The organism is Amycolatopsis sp. 195334CR (genome assembly GCF_017309385.1).
Taxonomy (GTDB): domain Bacteria; phylum Actinomycetota; class Actinomycetes; order Mycobacteriales; family Pseudonocardiaceae; genus Amycolatopsis.
In genome coordinates this window covers 1,115,862-1,131,974 of record NZ_JAFJMJ010000002.1, presented here as the reverse complement: position 1 = coordinate 1,131,974, position 16,113 = coordinate 1,115,862, and the positions used below count along the sequence as shown (strand labels likewise).

Here is a 16,113-nt window from a genome sequence, read left to right as displayed (position 1 = left end):
GGCGTGCGGATTTTCGTCCGTTTGCTCTCGACCCTGCTCGGCCTGGCCGTCGCGGTGGCCGGGGCGCTGCTCGCGCTCGAGGTCGGCTGGCACTGGTGGCGTCCGGCGGAGGCTCCGCTGATCGTGCCGTGGCGGGACTGGCAGGCGTCACTGTCCACAGTGAACTGGACCGCCGGGCCGGTCCGGCTGGTCGCCGCGCTGGTCGCGGTGGCCGGGCTGGTGCTGCTGCTGTTCGCCGCCTCGGCGCGGCGGCGCGCGGTCCGGCTGACCGATCCGGCCGAGGAGGTCAGCGTGACCACCACGCCGCGTTCGCTGGCGCGGCTGGTCGGCAGGCACGTACGTGCCGAGGACAACGTCACCGGCGCTTCGGTGACGGCCAGCGCGAAGAAGGTGCGGGTGCGCGCCACGTCGCGGCTGTCCACCGAGGGCGAGCTGCGGCCCGAGTTGCTGGCGACGGTGCGCTCGCTGATCGACGACGTCCCGCTGGCGCGCAAGCCGAAGGTGTCCGTGGTAGTCGACTCCCCGAAGGACCGCCGATGAAATCCGTCGCCAGCAAGGCTTTGGCCCGCTCGTACCGGGCGGAGCGGTCGCTGACCTCACTGGTCGGCCTGCTCGCGCTGGCCGCCGGCGTGCTCGCGCTGGTGGTCGGGCAGGGGTGGCTGGGCACCTTCCGCGCGCAGCGGCCGGTGCTCGACCCGATCGCAGTGGAGTGGCTGGGCCGCGAGCCGGTGCTCGCGAAGATCGCCGCCATCGTGGCAGGCGTGGTGCTGTTCGTGTTCGGGCTGTGGTGGTTCTTCCGCTCGCTGCGGCCCGAGGGCAGGCCGGACCTCGAACTGGACCGCGCCCAGGGGCGGGAGCTGACCGTCACCGCCGCCGCCATCTCGGGCGCCGTCCGCGCCGACGCGGAAGCCGTCGAAGGCGTGAGCCGGGCCCGGGTCCGCGCGGTGGGTGACGCGGATTCACCCGCGCTGCGCATGGAGATCTCGCTGCGGGAGGGGGCCGACCTGAAGACCGTGTGGCAGGAACTGGACGCGCGCGTGCTCACCCGCGCACGGGAGTCCCTCGGGGTCGAGACCCTGCCGACCGCGGTCCGCATCGACCTGGACGCCAGCACCAAGCAACGCGTGAAGTAGCCCGCCGGTCAGCGGTTGAGCCAGCGGCTCATGCAGGTGAGCAGTTCGTCGGCGTCCACCGGCTTCGTGACGTAGTCGCTGGCGCCGGCGGCCAGGCTCTTCTCGCGGTCGCCCTCCATCGCCTTCGCGGTGACGGTGATGATCGGCAGCCCGGCGAACCGCGGCATCTCGCGGATCGCCGCGGTGGTGGCGTACCCGTCCATCTCCGGCATCATCACGTCCATCAGGATCAGGTCGATGTCCGGGTTCTCCAGCAGCACGTCGATGCCCAGCCGGCCGTTCGGGGCGTGCACCACGTCCATCCCCTGCAGCTCCAGCATGCCCGCGATGGCGAACACGTTGCGCGCGTCGTCGTCGATCAGCAGGACCTTGCCGCCCTCCAGGTGGCGTTCCTCGGCCTCCGCCCGCTCCACCACCGCCTCCGGCGCTTCCTCGGCCACCCGCACGGTGATCTCCGCCCGCAGCTGGTCCAAAGAGGACAGCACGGTCACCGGCGTGTGCCGCAGCTGCGCCTGCAGCAGGCGGTCCTGCGCGGCGCTGAGCTTCCGCGTCGCGTGCGCCAGCACCGGCGGCAGCTCGTCGCGCTCCCCCAGCCGCTTCAGCACGGTCAGCGCGGTCGCCCCGGGCAGGCTCAGGTCCAGCACCACGCACGCGTACGCCCGCGCGGCCAGGCTCACCACCGCCTCGTCCGGCGCGGCCACGGTGTCCACCGCCACGTCCCCGGTCTCCCGCGCCACCCCGCGCGCGAGCAGGGTCAGCAGGCCGTTCTCCCCCGCCTCCACCACCAGCACCGCGCGGTCCCCGGCCACCATCGGCTCCAGCAGCCGCTCCACCACCGCACCATCCAAAGTGGACAGCCGGGAGACCGGCAGCCGCAGGGTGAAGGTGCTGCCGTGGCCCAGCCTGCTCTCCGCCTGCAGCTGCCCGCCGAGCAGGTAGGCCACCTCGCGGCTGATCGACAGCCCCAGCCCGGTGCCGCCGTACTTGCGGCTGGTGGTGCCGTCGGCCTGCTGGAACGCGCCGAAGATCGACTCCAGGTTCTCCTCCTCGATGCCGATCCCGGTGTCCACCACCGAGAACGCCACCTCGGACGCGCCTGCCATGCCCACCCGCAGCTCCACCGAACCGCGCTCGGTGAACTTCACCGCGTTCGACAGCAGGTTGCGCAGCACCTGCCGCAGCCGCTGCTCGTCGGTGAACAGCCGCTCCGGCACGTCGGGCTCGACCACCACCTGGAAGTCGAGCCCCTTGTCCGCGGTCAGCGGCCGGAACGTGGCCCGCACGTAGTCCAGCAGCTGGGCCAGCGGGAACGGCTCCTGGTGGATGTCCATCTTGCCCGCCTCGACCTTCGACAGGTCGAGGATGTCGTTGATCAGCTGCAGCAGGTCGGTGCCCGCGGACTGGATCACCTTGGCGAACTCGACCTGCTTGGCGGTCAGGTTCTGCGAGGCGTTCTGCGCCAGCACCCCGGCCAGGATCAGCAGGCTGGTCAGCGGCGTGCGCAGTTCGTGCGACATGTTCGCGAGGAACTCCGACTTGTACTTCGAGGCCAGCGCCAGCTGCTGCGCGCGCTGCTCGATCTCCTGCCGCGCCTGCTCGATCTCGAAGTTCTTCACCTCGATGTCGCGGTTCTGCCTGGCCAGCAGTTCGGCCTTCTCCTCCAGTTCGGCGTTGGACCGCTGGAGCTTCGCCTGCTGCGCCTGGAGTTCCTCGGAGCGCGCCTGCAGTTCCTCGGCCAGGCGCTGCGATTCCTCCAGCAGCGCGTCGGTCCTGGCGTTGGCGATGATCGTGTTCACGTTCACGCCGATGGTCTCGGTGAGCTGTTCGAGGAAGTCGCGGTGCACGTCGGTGAACCGGGCGAACGAGGCCAGCTCGATCACGCCGAGCACCTGGCCCTCGAACACGATGGACAGCACGATCAGGTTGACCGGCGCCGCCGCACCGAGGCTGGAGGAGACCCGGACGTAGTCGGCGGGCGTGCGGTCGACCACGATCGGTGCCTTGGTCTTGGCCACCTGGCCGACCAGCGACTGCCCGAACTCGAACTCGGTGGGCACGTGCTCGGCCTGGTTGTGCCCGTACCCGGCGATCAACCGCAGCCGCGGCGGGTCCTGGCCGGGATCGGCGAAGTAGAAGGTGCCGTGCTGCGCGCCGACCAGCGGGGTCAGCTCGTTCATGATCAGCTCGGCCACCACGCGCAGGTCGCGGTGGCCCTGGATGAGCCCGGAGATGCGAGCCAGGTTGGTGTTGAGCCAGTCCTGGTCCTCGTTGGCGCGGGTGGTCTCGCGCAGGGACTGCACCATCGCGTTGATGTTGTCCTTGAGTTCGGCCACCTCGCCCTTGGCTTCGACCGAGATCGACCGGGTCAGGTCGCCGGTGGCCACCGCGCTGGCGACCTCGGCGATGGCCCGCACCTGCCGGGTCAGGTTCCCGGCCAGCTCGTCCACGTTCTCGGTCAGCCGCTTCCAGGTGCCGGACACGCCCTCGACCTCGGCCTGCCCGCCGAGGCGGCCCTCCTTGCCGACCTCGCGCGCCACCCTGGTCACCTCGGCGGCGAACGCCGAGAGCTGGTCGACCATCGTGTTGATGGTGGTCTTGAGTTCCAGGATCTCGCCGCGCGCGTCCGCGTCGATCTTCTTGGACAGGTCGCCCTGCGCCACCGCGGTGGTCACCTGCGCGATCGAGCGCACCTGGCTGGTCAGGTTGTCCGCCATCGAGTTCACGTTGTCGGTCAGGTTCTTCCAGGTGCCCGACACGTTCGCCACCCGCGCCTGCCCGCCGAGAATGCCTTCGGTGCCCACCTCGCGCGCGACGCGGGTGACCTCGTCGGCGAACGCGGAGAGCGTGTCGACCATGGTGTTGATGGTTTCCGCGAGCGCGGCGACCTCGCCCTTGGCCTCCACGGTGATCTTCTTCGACAGGTCGCCCTGCGCCACCGCGCTGGTCACCCGCGCGATCGAGCGGACCTGGTCGGTGAGGTTGTCGGCCATCACGTTCACCGACTCGGTCAGGCCCTTCCAGGTGCCCGAAACACCCTTCACGTCGGCCCGGCCGCCGAGACGGCCCTCCGTGCCCACCTCGCGCGCCACCCGCGTCACCTCGTCCGCGAACGAGGACAACTGGCCCACCATCGTGTTGACGGTGTCCTTGAGTTCGAGGATCTCGCCGCGCGCGTCGACGCGGATCTTCTGGGTCAGGTCGCCCTGCGCCACCGCGGTGGTCACCTCGGCGATCGAGCGCACCTGCTCGGTCAGGTTGTCGGCCATCACGTTCACCGACTCGGTCAGGCCCTTCCAGGTGCCCGAAACACCCTTCACGTCCGCCTGGCCGCCGAGCCTGCCGTCGGTGCCGACCTCGCGCGCCACCCTGGTCACCTCGTCGGCGAACGAGGACAGCTGGTCCACCATCGTGTTGATCGTGTTCTTCAGCTCGAGGATCTCGCCCCGCGCGTCCACCGCGACCTTCTGCGTCAGATCGCCCTTGGCCACCGCGGTCGCCACCTGCGCGATGGACCGCACCTGGTTGGTCAGGTTGCCCGCCATGAAGTTCACCGACGCGGTCAGGTCGCGCCAGGTGCCCGCCACCCCGGGCACCAGTGCCTGGCCGCCGAGAATGCCTTCGGTCCCGACCTCGCGCGCCACCCGCGTCACCTCGTCCGCGAACGCGGAGAGCTGGTCCACCATCGTGTTTATGGTCGACTTCAGTTCGAGGATCTCGCCGCGCGCGTCGACCACGATCTTCTGCGTCAGGTCACCCCGCGCCACCGCGGTGGTCACCTCGGCGATCGAGCGCACCTGGGTGGTCAGGTTGCTGGCCATGAAGTTCACCGAGGTGGTCAGGTCCCGCCAGGTCCCGGCCACCCCGGGCACCTGGGCCTGACCGCCGAGCCTGCCCTCGCTGCCCACCTCGCGCGCCACCCGCGTCACCTCGTCCGCGAAGGACGAGAGCTGGTCCACCATCGTGTTGAGGGTGTTCTTCAGCTCGAGCATCTCGCCCTTGACGTCCACGGTGATCTTCTGCGAAAGGTCGCCCCTGGCCACCGCGGTGGCCACGCCGGCGATGTCGCGCACCTGCCCGGTCAGGTTGCCCGCCATGGCGTTCACCGAATCGGTGAGCGCCTTCCAGGTGCCGGAGACGCCGGGCACCGCGGCCTGCCCGCCGAGCTTGCCGTCGGTGCCCACCTCGCGCGCCACCCTGGTCACCTCGGAGGTGAACAGGGCGAGCTGGTCGACCATGCCGTTGAACACCGCCGACATCTCGTCCATCAGCAGGTCGTCGCTGCGGGGCAGGCGCGTGCTGAAATCCCCGTCGCGGACCGCCTTCAGCCCCTCCAGCAGTTGTTGCAGGCTTTCCTCGCCGAGCGTGCCCGGCCGCGTTGGGCTCATGCGGCAAAGGTAGCTATTCTCTCCGCGAGTTCGCGAGCCTCGGTGTGCTCGGCACGCCGGACGGCTTCGGTCTCCAGTGGGCGCAGCCGGTCGGCGAACCGGGCCGAATTCATCCCTTCGGCGGCTGCCAGCGCGTGGGCACCCGTCTCGGCCGCCTCGTCCACATCGCCCATCAGCAGGTGGTCGATGGCCAGCAGCACCAGGCAGAAGGAGCGGCTGCGCGCCATGTCCGGACCGTACCGGTCGACCACGCAGGTGAGTTCGTCGCAGGCGGGCGCGGCGTAGGCGGGGTCCACCCCGAGCGCCAGTTCGGTGTAGACGGTGCCGATCATCGCGGCGAGGTCGTTCTGGTCGAAGAACCGCACCCAGACCGGGACGAATTCGTCACCCGCGCGGGAGAACGCCTCGTCGGCCCGGCCGAGCGAGCGGATCGCCTCGTCGCGCCTGCCGAGCTTCGCGTGCGCCCACGCCTGGTTGGCGCAGAGCACGCTGAGCATCACCGGCGAACCGGCCGCGGTGGCGGCCCGCTCGCCCTGGGTGAACGCGGCCAGTGCCTGGCTCGGCGCGTCATAGTGCAAATACACCCTGCCTTTGCGGTACAGGATGTTCGCCACCAGGCCGTTGTCCCCGCCTTCCCTGGCGAGTTCGAGTGCACGGTCGAAACGCGCGTGCGCGGCATCCGGGAATCCGGCGTCGAATGCGGTCCAGCCGGCCAGACTGGTCAGATCGGCGAGCGCGGAGCACAACCGCGCCTTGACCCGTTCCGTGCCCGCCGCGTCCAGCAGCCGATAAGCCCACGAAAGCTGCGCGAGCGCGGCGTCGTGGCACCAGCCGCCGCCGTAGCGGTAGTCGAGCGCGCGAAAGGTGCTGGTCTCCTCCTCCACGCGGCGGACCTCGGACATGCCGATCCGGTTCGCCGTGCGGGGGTGCATTCCTGTTCCGGGCATGACGTTGTCTCCCTGTCACTCACCTCGTGGGTGGGCCGGGTTTCGGATGCCCCATTGTCGCACCGGTCAACCGCCGGGCCGCCAAGTTCTAGTCGGTGATTTTTTAAGAATGGACCTTCGGACTGACGGATGGCCTAATCGATCAGTCCGTTCCGGCGCGCGAACGCGACGGCTTCCAGCTTCGAATGCACGTTCAGTTTCCCGAGTATCCGCTGAATGTGGTTGCGAACGGTGTTCTTGGCCAAATTCAGTTCCGCGGCGATGCGCTCGGTGGCCGCGCCCTCGGCGATGAGCGCGAGCACCTGGCGTTCACGGGCGGTGAGCATCGGCTCGGCGCGGTCGCGGGAAGCCAGCCGGTCGAGCACGCCGGCCAGCAGGCCCGGTTCGAAGGCGGAACTGCCCGCGGCCACCCGCCGCAGCGCGGCCACCAGATCGGTGAACAGCCCGGTTTTCACCAGTAGCCCGGCGCCGCCGGCGGCCACCACGCGCGCGGCCATGTTGGTGGTCGCCTCGCCGGTGAGCACCAGCACCTGGCTGTGCGGGGACTGCTCGCGGAACCGCGGCAGCGCGTCGATCCCGTCGCCGTCGGGCAGGCGCCGGTCCAGCACCACCACGTCCGGGCGGTGCGCCCTGGTCACCGCCAGCCCGGACTCGACCGACTGCGCCGAGGCGACCAGATCGATGTCCGGTACGTCGGCGAAGGCGATCTCCAGCGCCTGGGCGACCATGCTGTGGTCCTCCACCAGCACCACCCGCAGCGGCCGCGTGGTCCCCGGCTCCGGCATCATCGGCCGCCTTTCGTCGCTGTGCACCGCGGACCCCGGAGGTAGATATCCCACGCCGGGGTGGAAAAAGCCAGACCGCCCACCCCGCCGGGGGCGGTCGAGCAGAATGGCGCCCATGTCGCTGACGATGCCGGTCAAACCCATGCTCGCCAAGCCCGCGAAGTCCATCCCGGACTCCGGCGGCCTGCTGTTCGAGCCGAAGTGGGACGGCTTCCGCTGCCTCGTCTTCCGCGACGGCACCGAGTTGACCCTGCAGTCGCGCACGGGGAAACCGCTGAACCGGTACTTCCCCGAGGTGCTCGAAGCGCTCGCCGGGGTGCTGCCGGAGCGGGTGGTGCTCGACGGCGAGCTGGTCATCGGCCGGGGCGGGCGGCTCGACTTCGACGCGCTGACCGAGCGCATCCACCCGGCGGCGAGCCGCGTCGAACTGCTCTCGCGCGAGACGCCGGCCCAGTTCGTCGCCTTCGACCTGCTCGAACTGGACGGTGAGGAGCTGCTGGCCGAGCCCACCGAAGCGCGGCGCGCCCGGCTGGAGCGGCTGCCCGGCGTGTTCATCACCCCGGCGACCACCGATCCGGCGGTGGCGCGGCACTGGTTCGAGCTGTTCGAGGGCGCCGGGCTGGACGGGGTGATCGGCAAGCCGCTGGACGCGGCCTACGAGCCGGGCAAGCGGCTGATGCTCAAGTACAAGCACTCGCGCACGGCGGACTGCGTGCTGGCCGGGTTGCGGTGGCACGTCGACGGTGAACCGGGCGAGATGGTCGGCTCGTTCCTGCTGGGGCTGCACGACGAGCGCGGGGTGCTGCACCACGTCGGCGTGGTCGGCTCGTTCCCGGTGGCGCGGCGGCGGGAGCTGGCCGAGGAGCTGGCGCCGCTGATCACCGAGGGCGCGCACCCGTGGCTCGGCGACGCGGTGGTCGAGGGGCAGCGGCTGCCCGGTGGGGTGAACCGGTGGCGTGCCGGGGAGCAGCCGTGGGTGCCGCTGCGGCTGGAGCGCGTGGTGGAGGTCGGGTACGAGCACACCGAGGGCGGGCACCCGGCGCGGTTCCGGCACACCGCGCAGTTCGCCCGCTGGCGGCCGGACCGCGAACCGTCCTCGTGCGACTACGCGCAGCTGGAGGAACCGGCCCGGTACGACCTCGACGCCGTCTTCCGCGGTGAGGTCAAGCGGGTCAGCTGACCTGCTCACCCCCGCCTCACCCTGGGCGTGCGAAGCTCCACCTGACGATGGGTCACGCGTGAGGAGAAGCAGTTTGACGCGCCGGGTTGTTCTCGCACTCGCGGTCGCGATGTGCACTGTCGCGGGCGCGTGCACCGCCGGGCCGTCGAATCGGCCGCCCGTGGTCGAGAACGACGGACCGCTGCCGCCGGTCGCGCCGGCCACCGGGCCGCCGGCCACCCCGCCGCTGCCGCCGCTGGAGGAGCCGCGCGAGAACGGGGTGGAGTGGAAGGACTGCGCCGCCGACACCGGTGAGCGCCTTGGCGGGCGGCCCGTGCCGGCGAACGTGCAGTTCAGCTGCGGCCGCGTGTCCACCGCGCTGGACGCCCCCGAACTGCCCGGCCGCGGCATCGCCAGGATCAACCTGCTCAAGGCGGGCACCGGCCCGATCCCGCTGGTGGTGCTCAACGACATCGACGGCGAGCCCGGCACGCTCTACGCGCTGCGGCTGGCCCAGACGCTGCCGCCCGAGCTGCTGCAGCGGTTCTCGCTGATCGGCGTGGACCGGCGCGGCAGCGGGCTGTCCGACCCGGTGCGCTGCATCCCGGCCGAGGTCCGCACCGAACTGGTCGGGTTCGACCCGGCGCAGGAGTCGGTCGAGCCGCTGCTGGACGCCGCGCGGCAGGCCGGTCAGCAGTGCGGCATCACGCTCGAAGACGACCAGGGCGCCTTCGACAGCTGGCGGACCGCGGGCGATCTCGACGAGATCCGCTCCCAGCTGGGCCTGTCCAAGCTGAACGCGCTGGCCAGGGGCGAGGGCTCGCAGGTGCTGGGTGCCTACGCGGTCCGGTTCACCGACAAGGTGGGCCGGTTCGTGCTGGACGGCGCGCCGGACCCGTCGCCGGACGTGGCCTCGGTGCGCGACGCGCAGGCCGCCGGTGGGGAGGCCGCGCTCGCGGCGTTCAGCGCCGACTGCGCCCAGCGCGGCTGCGCGCTCGGCGGGGACGCCAAGACGGTGGTCGCCGGGCTGCTGGACCAGCTGCGCGGCACCGGCCTGCAGACCCCGGACGGCGGGCTGCTCAGCCCCGGGCTGGCGATGCACGCCATCAACGCCGGGCTGGCCCAGCGCGAGCGGTGGCCGGAGCTGGCCGACGCGATCGCCGCGGCGCGGTCCGGGGACGGCACGAAGCTGGCCACCTTCGCCGAGCCGCTGCTGGTCGACGACCGGCTCAACCCCACCCGGCTCGACGGCGGCATCGCCACCAAGTGCAACGACACCACGGTCCGGCTCTCCGCCGACCAGATCGACGCGATCAGCCGCGACCTGCGCGGCCGGTACCCGGTCTTCGGCGGGTTCGTCACGCAGCAGCTGGCGTGGTGCAGCCCGTGGCCGGTGCCGACGCAGGCACTGCCGCCGCTGAGCAAACCGGGGGTGCCGCCGGTGCTGCTGGTGAGTACCGCGGGCGATCCGGTGACCTCGGAGCAGGGCACCGCGCGGGCCGCCGAGCAGATGCCGAGCGGCGTGCGGATCGGCTGGCAGGGCGCCGGGCACGGCGCGATCGGCGCGTCCCCGTGCGTCGGCGAAAAGGTCAGGGACTTCCTGCTCGACGCCAAGATCCCGAACGACGGCACGCTCTGCCCCGCCTGACTCCCGGCCTCGGCCCCGGCCAATGCTATGAGTGGGGCATTACTAGCGTTGAATGCAAGTAATGCCCCACTCATAGCATTCAGCGGGGCGGGTCAGGGCAGTTGGACCGTGGCCAGTACCGGGCGGTGGTCCGAGGTGACCGGGTCGTCCGGGATCCGCGTGCTGACCGGGGGCAGCGTGCTCAGCACGTAGTCCAGCCGCCGGTCCGGGGCGGGGGCCGGGAAGGTCGCGCCCGCCACCCCGGTCGGCGGGAGGCGGTCGAACAGCGGCCGCAACTCGGCCGCCCCCGGACCCGCGTTCAGGTCGCCCGCCAGCACGCCCGGCCCCAGCACCCGCAGCATCTCGCCGACCTGCGTGCTCCGCACCGCCGGTTCCGGCCGGTGGTCCAGGTGCGTGACGAAGAACCGCAGCACCCGCCCGCGCACCTCCAGCTCCGCCTCGGCGAAGCCCGGCAGCGGCCCCGGCGGCGTGGAGTCCACTGTGGACAGCCGGGTGATGGTGTGGTTCACCGCGCGCCGGATCGGGAAGCGGCTCAGCACCGCGACGCCGTACCGCCGCCGCTCGACCCGGCCCGGTTCCGGGTCCTTGTCGTAGATGGGCGCGAAGAACAGGTGCATCCCGGTCCGGCGCGCCAGTTCCCCGGCCTGGTCGGCGTACCCGCTGCGGGCCGACCAGTGCACGTCGACCTCCTGCAGGCCGACCACCTCGGCCCGCGAATCGGTGATCGCACCGGCCGTGCGCGCCAGGTCGAGCCTGCCGTCCGCGCCGACGCCGGAGTGGATGTTGAAGCTCAGCACCCGCAGCGCGGCACCGGTCGCGCCCGCGGCCGGGACCGCGGCCACCACCAGCAGGAACGCGGTCAGCAACGCGACCGCCCGGCGGTTCACTTCGGCCGGTCCCGGTCCTTGCTCGGCTGCACGCGCTTGGGTTCACCCGGCATCTTCGGGTAGTCGGGCGGGTAGGGCATCTCGGCCTGGCCGGTGTCCCGCTCGTCGCGCTCGTACCACTCCAGCAGCGTCTCCAGGCCGAACGCCTCGTCGTCCATCCCGGCGTGGGCGTCGCCGTGCTCGGCCAGCCACGACGGCACGGTCAGCACGTCGAACTCGTCCGGATCCGCCTCACCGAGCTGATCCCAGGTCAGCGGCGTGGACACGGTCGCGCGCGGGGTGCCGCGCACCGACCACGAGGAGGCGACCGTGCGGTCCCGCGCGGCCTGGTTGTAGTCGATGAACACCCGGCCGCCGCGTTCCTCCTTCCACCACGAAATGGTCGCCAGCTCGGGCACCCGGCGCTCCACCTCGCGGCCCAGCGCGATCACCGCGTGCCGCACCGCGATGAAGTCCCACTCGGGCCGGATCCGCACCAGCACGTGCACGCCGCGGCCGCCGGAGGTCTTCGGATAGCCGGTCAGCCCGGCGTCGGCCAGCACCTCGCGCACGGTCCCGGCGACCCGGACCGCGTCGGCGAACCGCGCCTCCTCCGGCGGGTCCACGTCGATCCGCAGCTCGTCCGGGTGGTCCACGTCGGGACGGCGCACCGGCCACGGGTGGAAGTCGAAGGTGCCCAGGTTCGCCGCCCAGGCGAACACCGCGGGCTCGGTCGGGCAGACCTCCTCCGCCGTCCGGCCGGACGGGAAGGTGATCTTCACGCTCTGCACCCAGTCGGGCGCACCCTTGGGCACGCGCTTGGCGTAGAACAGCTCGCCGGTCACGCCGTCCGGATAGCGCTTGAGCGTGGTCGGCCGCTCGCCGATCGCGCGCAGCAGCGGCTCGCCGACGGCCAGGTAGTACTCCACCACCTGCCGCTTGGTGATGCCGCGCTCGGGGAAGTACACCTTGTCCGGGCTGGACACCCGCACCGTGCGCTCGCCCACCTGGTACTCGACTGGGTCACCGTGTTTGGCCACGGGTTCAACCTAGTCGCGGATCCGTCTCCAGCACGGACATCTGGAACGCGTCGTGCCATTCGCCGTCCCAGTGCAAGGCGTCGCGGAGGACGCCCTCCCGGACGAACCCGCACTTCTCGTAGACGCGCCGCGCCCGCGGGTTGAAGTCGTAGACCTCCAGCCCGATGCGGTGCAGGCCGACCACGTCCAGTCCGAACGCGACGACCAGCCGGGTCGCCTCGGTGCCGAACCCCTGGCCGAACGGGTGCCCGCCGAGCGCGATCCGGAAGTTCATCGACCGGTTGTCCTGGTCGAGGTCCATCAGCACGACCTCGCCGAGGTAGGCGCCGTCGGACTTGCGCAGGACGGCGTAGTCCGCCCGATCGGGTGCCCCCGGCCGCCCCTTCAGGTAGCCGAGCAGCTGCTCGCGGGTGAACTCGGCGTGCGTGCCGGTCAGCCGCTTGGTCTCGGGGTCCTGGAGCGCGGTCCAGACACCGTCGAGAAAGGTTTCGTCGAGTTGCCGCAGGGTGACCCGGTCGCCGGTCAGCTCCGGCTGGTCACGCAGCGGTGCGAGATCGAGCACCCCGGTACTGGACCACATCGCCGCGCCCGCCGTCATCCCGATTACCGTGGGCGCCATGACCGGCCGGACCAAACTGATCGTCGCGCTCGTGCTGCTCGCGGCCCTGGTCGCGGCTTCGCTCGTGATCGACATCCCGGCACCGGCGCAGCTGCGTGCCTGGGCGACCGGGCTCGGCTGGCTCGCGCCGGTGCTGCTGCTCGGCGCGTACTCGGTGCTGACCGTGGCGCCGATCCCCCGGACCAGCTTCAACGTGGTCTCCGGCCTGCTGCTGGGCAACGCGCTGGGCATCGGGGTGGCGCTGCTGGCCACGGTGATCTCCGCCGCGCTCGGCTTCGGCCTGGCCCGGCTGCTCGGCCGCGACTGGGTGGCCAGGCACCTCGCCCGCGGCCGCATCCGGGCGCTGGACGCCCGGCTGGCCGGCGGCGGGGTGCTGGCGGTGGCCTCGCTGCGGCTGATCCCGTTCGTCCCGTTCGCGCCGATGAGCTGGGCCTGCGGGGTGCTCTCGGTCCGGTTCGGGCCCTACCTGGCGGGCACCGCGCTCGGCAGCCTGCCCGGCACGGTGCTGGTGGTCCTGCTGGGTGACGCCCTCACCGGCACCACACCCCCCGCCCTGTTGGCTTGCTTCGCGGGGTTCGCGCTCATCGGCGCGGCGGGGCTGTACCGCGTGATCCGGCGCACAAATCCGGAATCCATCTCCCCCGGCGCCGCGGTGTCGTGACAGCTCCGCCAACCGCGCCCGCTACACTCGATCGGGTGCGCTGAGCGGTTGCTCGCGCCGGACCAGCCACCATGCGGGACGTCTTCCGAGGAGTAGTTGCCATCGACACCGGTCAGTTGATCGCAGGGCACTACCGCCTGGTCGAGCACATTGGCAGCGGCGCCATGGGAGTGGTGTGGCGGGCCATCGACGAGCGCCTCGAGCGGTCCGTCGCGGTCAAGCAGATCCTGGCCCAGCCGGGCCTGTCCGAAGCGGAGCGGATCAACTCCAGGCAGCGCGCGATGCGCGAGGCGAAGAACGCCGCGCGCTTCCAGCACCCGAACGCCATCGTGGTGTTCGACATCGCCCAGCACGACGGCGACCCGTGCCTGATCATGGAGTACCTGCCCTCGCGCAGCCTGGCCGCGGTGCTCGCGGAGAACCCGACGCTGCCGCTGCCCCAGGTGGCGCGGATCGGCGAGCAGGTGGCCGCGGCGCTGGTGGCCGCGCACCGGGCGGGCATCGTGCACCGCGACATCAAGCCGGGCAACATCCTGATCGACGACGGCGGCACCACCAAGATCACCGACTTCGGCATCTCGCGCGCCGCCGGTGACCTCACGCTCACCCAGACCGGGCTGATCGGCGGCACCCCCGCCTACCTGGCGCCCGAGCTGGCCCGCGGCGCCGACCCGTCACCGGGTTCGGACGTGTTCGCGCTCGGCGCCACGCTGTACCACGCGCTGGAGGGCGTCGCGCCCTACGGCAACTCCACGAACCAGCTCGCGCTGCTCTACAAGGCGGCCAACGGCAAGGTCGAGCCCCCGCGCAAGTCGGGTGCGGCCACCGCGCTGCTGATGAGCATGCTGCAGGTCGAGCCGGAGGAACGGCCGACCATGCCGGAGACCCGCGAGCGGCTCGCCGCGCTGGCCAGGGGCGAGGGCGACACGCGCGCGGCCGCGGTTTCCCCCGCGCTGGGCGTCGCCGGGGCCGGCCGCCAGCCGGTCACCCCCGCCGGCGGCAACCCGGTCTCGCGAACCCCGTGGCAGCGGACCGAGAAGGTGGCCACCCCCGGCCCGGCCGCGGTCACCGCGCCGAAGCCGGTCAACCCGACGTCCTCGTTCCCACCGCAGAGACCGGCGGCGCCCGCGCCCCAGCCGGTGGCGGCCGCCGCGCCGCCGCCCGCACTGAGCTCCGGCCGGACCCCGGCCCAGCAGTCCGAGGCCAAGCGCAAGGCGCTCATGCTCGGCGCCGGTGGCGCCGCGGTGCTGGTCGTCGCGGTTGTCGTGTTCATCGTGCTGTCCTCGAGCAGTGGCAACGGTGGCGAAGACAACGCGCAGGGCACCCCGCCGGTGGTCAGCCAGTCGGAGGCGCCACCGCAGTCCTCGGCGCCCCCCGAGTCCTCGGCCAAGCCGTCGCAGCAGAACACCACCAGCTCCGGCAAGGTCGAATGGGGCCCGGCGGGCACCCTGGTGATCGACTTCTACAACTCGTCCGTGGGCGGGGCCCCCACCTGGGCCATGCTCACCCCGGCCGCGCAGGCCGCCTACGGGGACGCCGGCGCCTTCGCGCAGTACTGGTCGCAGTTCAAGTCGGTCAGCTCGAAGGGCGCCACCGCCTACAAGCGGGCGAACAACGACGACGGCTCGGTCGACATCAAGGTCACCGTCAGCCACAGCGGCGGCTCGACCGAGAAGGCGCTGCGCGTGGTCGCGGTGAACGGCCAGCTCTTCATCGACTCCGACACCAAGCTCGACGGCGCCCCGCAGCAGTGACCGCGGTTCAGCCGGGGAAGTAGACCCGCCGCGCGTTCTCCCCGGCCACCATCCGGCCGAAGCGCGCGGCGTCCGCCGCGGTCCACGAGCCGGCTTCGACGCCGCCTTCCAGCACCTCGGTCAGGCCGCGCCGGAACAGCGTCGCGGCGAGGAAGTACAGCTCCGGCAGGCCGAAGGCGTCGGAGGAGTAGAGCAGTTTGCCGAACGGTGCCAGTTCGGTGAGTTCGGCGAGCAGCGTGCCCGCCCGGTCGCCGAGGTTGTGCGTGGCCAGTCCGATGTCGACGAAGACCGTGCCGAACACCTGCGCCAGGTACCCGGCTTCCCGGTGGAACGGGTAGTTGTGCAGCAGTAGCAACGGAATCCCGGAAGGTTGCAGTGCCCGCAGCAAGGGCATGAGCAGCAGCGGATCGCAGTCACGCAGCCGGATGTCCGGATCGCCGAGGCCGATGTGGAACTGCACGGGCAGGCCGAGGTCCACTCCGCACCAGATGGCGAACCGGTGCAGCACCTCGTCCGCGAGCCGGTGACCGCCCGCACGCAGGAACCGCCCGGCCGCGGCGGTGACTTCGGCTGGGGTCGGGCGTTCCGGCGCCAGGTCCAGCCCGGTGCGGTAGGCGGCGATGGACTTCACGCCGACGGCGTCGCGTGTGCGCTCGGCCAGTCGCATGCGGAAGGCCTCGGCGAACCCGGCGGCGGCCACGCCCTCGGTGAGCACCTGTTCGGCGACCTGTTCCAACCGGACGATCTCGTGCGCGGGTGCCCCGGCCAGTGCGCCGAGTTCCGCGGGCCCCAGCAGCGGTTCCGGCTCGAAGCCGGTGTCGACGAGCAGCGCGCTCAGCCCGGCCGCGCCGAGGAACCGGCGGTCCACTTCGGCATGGCCCAGTTCGCTTCGCCGTTCGAGGTATTCGTCAGCGGGTGCATGAATTTCCAGGTCCAGCAGGGGTGCGCACCAGCGCCGGACCGCGAGCCCGACGCGCGAGTCGAACAGCGACCCGCCGAGCGCGCTCGGCTCGGGTGCCTCGGTGAGCAGCCCTTCGAAGGCGCGGCGGTCCAGGTCGCGGCGCACCACTCCGTGGCAGTGGTGATCGACCAGCGGAAGTTCGGTGTACATCTGTC

General features: G+C 71.7%; 13 protein-coding genes. 6 read left to right on the top strand and 7 right to left on the bottom strand.

The window, feature by feature from the left end:
* Window positions 1-3 precede the first annotated feature (3 nt).
* Together JYK18_RS28290 and amaP are read left to right on the top strand one after the other, a co-directional pair.
* On the top strand, window positions 4-540 hold the full coding sequence (locus JYK18_RS28290; RefSeq protein WP_206806490.1) for a DUF6286 domain-containing protein: 537 nt from the start codon (window positions 4-6) through the stop codon (window positions 538-540).
* Window positions 537-1,133, top strand: a complete 597-nt coding sequence (amaP, locus tag JYK18_RS28285; protein WP_206806489.1) for an alkaline shock response membrane anchor protein AmaP — start codon at window positions 537-539, stop codon at window positions 1,131-1,133. Before JYK18_RS28290 ends, amaP begins: the two co-directional genes overlap by 4 nt.
* An 8-nt stretch (window positions 1,134-1,141) precedes the next feature.
* On the opposite strand, the gene JYK18_RS28280 is transcribed toward amaP, so the two are convergent.
* The 3 genes from JYK18_RS28280 to JYK18_RS28270 all read right to left on the bottom strand — a co-directional run bounded on the left by JYK18_RS28280 (window position 1,142) and on the right by JYK18_RS28270 (window position 7,250).
* Window positions 1,142-5,518: a HAMP domain-containing protein gene (locus JYK18_RS28280; RefSeq protein ID WP_206806488.1), complete on the bottom strand. Its 4,377-nt coding sequence runs from the start codon at window positions 5,516-5,518 to the stop codon at window positions 1,142-1,144.
* On the bottom strand, window positions 5,515-6,465 hold the full coding sequence (locus tag JYK18_RS28275; protein ID WP_206806487.1) for a hypothetical protein: 951 nt from the start codon (window positions 6,463-6,465) through the stop codon (window positions 5,515-5,517). Before JYK18_RS28275 ends, JYK18_RS28280 begins: the two co-directional genes overlap by 4 nt.
* 134 nt (window positions 6,466-6,599) lie before the next feature.
* A complete protein-coding gene (locus JYK18_RS28270) occupies window positions 6,600-7,250 on the bottom strand; it encodes a response regulator (RefSeq protein ID WP_206806486.1) in 651 nt (216 codons plus the stop codon).
* A gap of 106 nt (window positions 7,251-7,356) precedes the next feature.
* Between JYK18_RS28270 and JYK18_RS28265 the strand changes: the two genes are divergently transcribed.
* Both JYK18_RS28265 and JYK18_RS28260 read left to right on the top strand, forming a co-directional pair.
* Complete coding sequence (locus JYK18_RS28265) at window positions 7,357-8,430, top strand: ATP-dependent DNA ligase (protein WP_206806485.1); 1,074 nt, start codon at window positions 7,357-7,359, stop codon at window positions 8,428-8,430.
* A gap of 109 nt (window positions 8,431-8,539) precedes the next feature.
* Window positions 8,540-10,057 carry an alpha/beta hydrolase gene (locus tag JYK18_RS28260; protein ID WP_206808172.1) on the top strand — a complete coding sequence of 506 codons (1,518 nt, stop codon included), beginning with the start codon at window positions 8,540-8,542 and terminating at the stop codon, window positions 10,055-10,057.
* A 92-nt stretch (window positions 10,058-10,149) separates the two neighbouring features.
* Here the strand turns inward: JYK18_RS28260 and JYK18_RS28255 are convergent, their stop codons facing one another.
* Genes JYK18_RS28255 through JYK18_RS28245 form a run of 3 tightly spaced genes read right to left on the bottom strand, consistent with a single transcriptional unit; the run spans window position 10,150 to window position 12,582 of the window.
* Window positions 10,150-10,944 carry an endonuclease/exonuclease/phosphatase family protein gene (locus JYK18_RS28255; RefSeq protein ID WP_206806484.1) on the bottom strand — a complete coding sequence of 265 codons (795 nt, stop codon included), beginning with the start codon at window positions 10,942-10,944 and terminating at the stop codon, window positions 10,150-10,152.
* Window positions 10,941-11,963: a non-homologous end-joining DNA ligase gene (gene ligD, locus JYK18_RS28250; RefSeq protein WP_206806483.1), complete on the bottom strand. Its 1,023-nt coding sequence runs from the start codon at window positions 11,961-11,963 to the stop codon at window positions 10,941-10,943. The genes JYK18_RS28255 and ligD overlap by 4 nt, the downstream gene beginning before the upstream one ends.
* A gap of 4 nt (window positions 11,964-11,967) precedes the next feature.
* Complete coding sequence (locus JYK18_RS28245; protein ID WP_242582168.1) at window positions 11,968-12,582, bottom strand: GNAT family N-acetyltransferase; 615 nt, start codon at window positions 12,580-12,582, stop codon at window positions 11,968-11,970.
* Here JYK18_RS28245 and JYK18_RS28240 point away from each other — a divergent pair.
* Window positions 12,581-13,243, top strand: coding sequence for a TVP38/TMEM64 family protein (locus JYK18_RS28240; protein WP_206806482.1), 663 nt, complete (start codon window positions 12,581-12,583; stop codon window positions 13,241-13,243). The genes JYK18_RS28245 and JYK18_RS28240 overlap by 2 nt on opposite strands.
* 116 nt (window positions 13,244-13,359) lie before the next feature.
* Window positions 13,360-14,997, top strand: coding sequence for a serine/threonine-protein kinase (locus JYK18_RS28235; protein ID WP_374195072.1), 1,638 nt, complete (start codon window positions 13,360-13,362; stop codon window positions 14,995-14,997).
* Between the two features lie 7 nt (window positions 14,998-15,004).
* On the opposite strand, the gene JYK18_RS28230 is transcribed toward JYK18_RS28235, so the two are convergent.
* Window positions 15,005-16,108: an amidohydrolase family protein gene (locus tag JYK18_RS28230; protein ID WP_206806480.1), complete on the bottom strand. Its 1,104-nt coding sequence runs from the start codon at window positions 16,106-16,108 to the stop codon at window positions 15,005-15,007.
* Window positions 16,109-16,113: the final 5 nt, after the last annotated feature.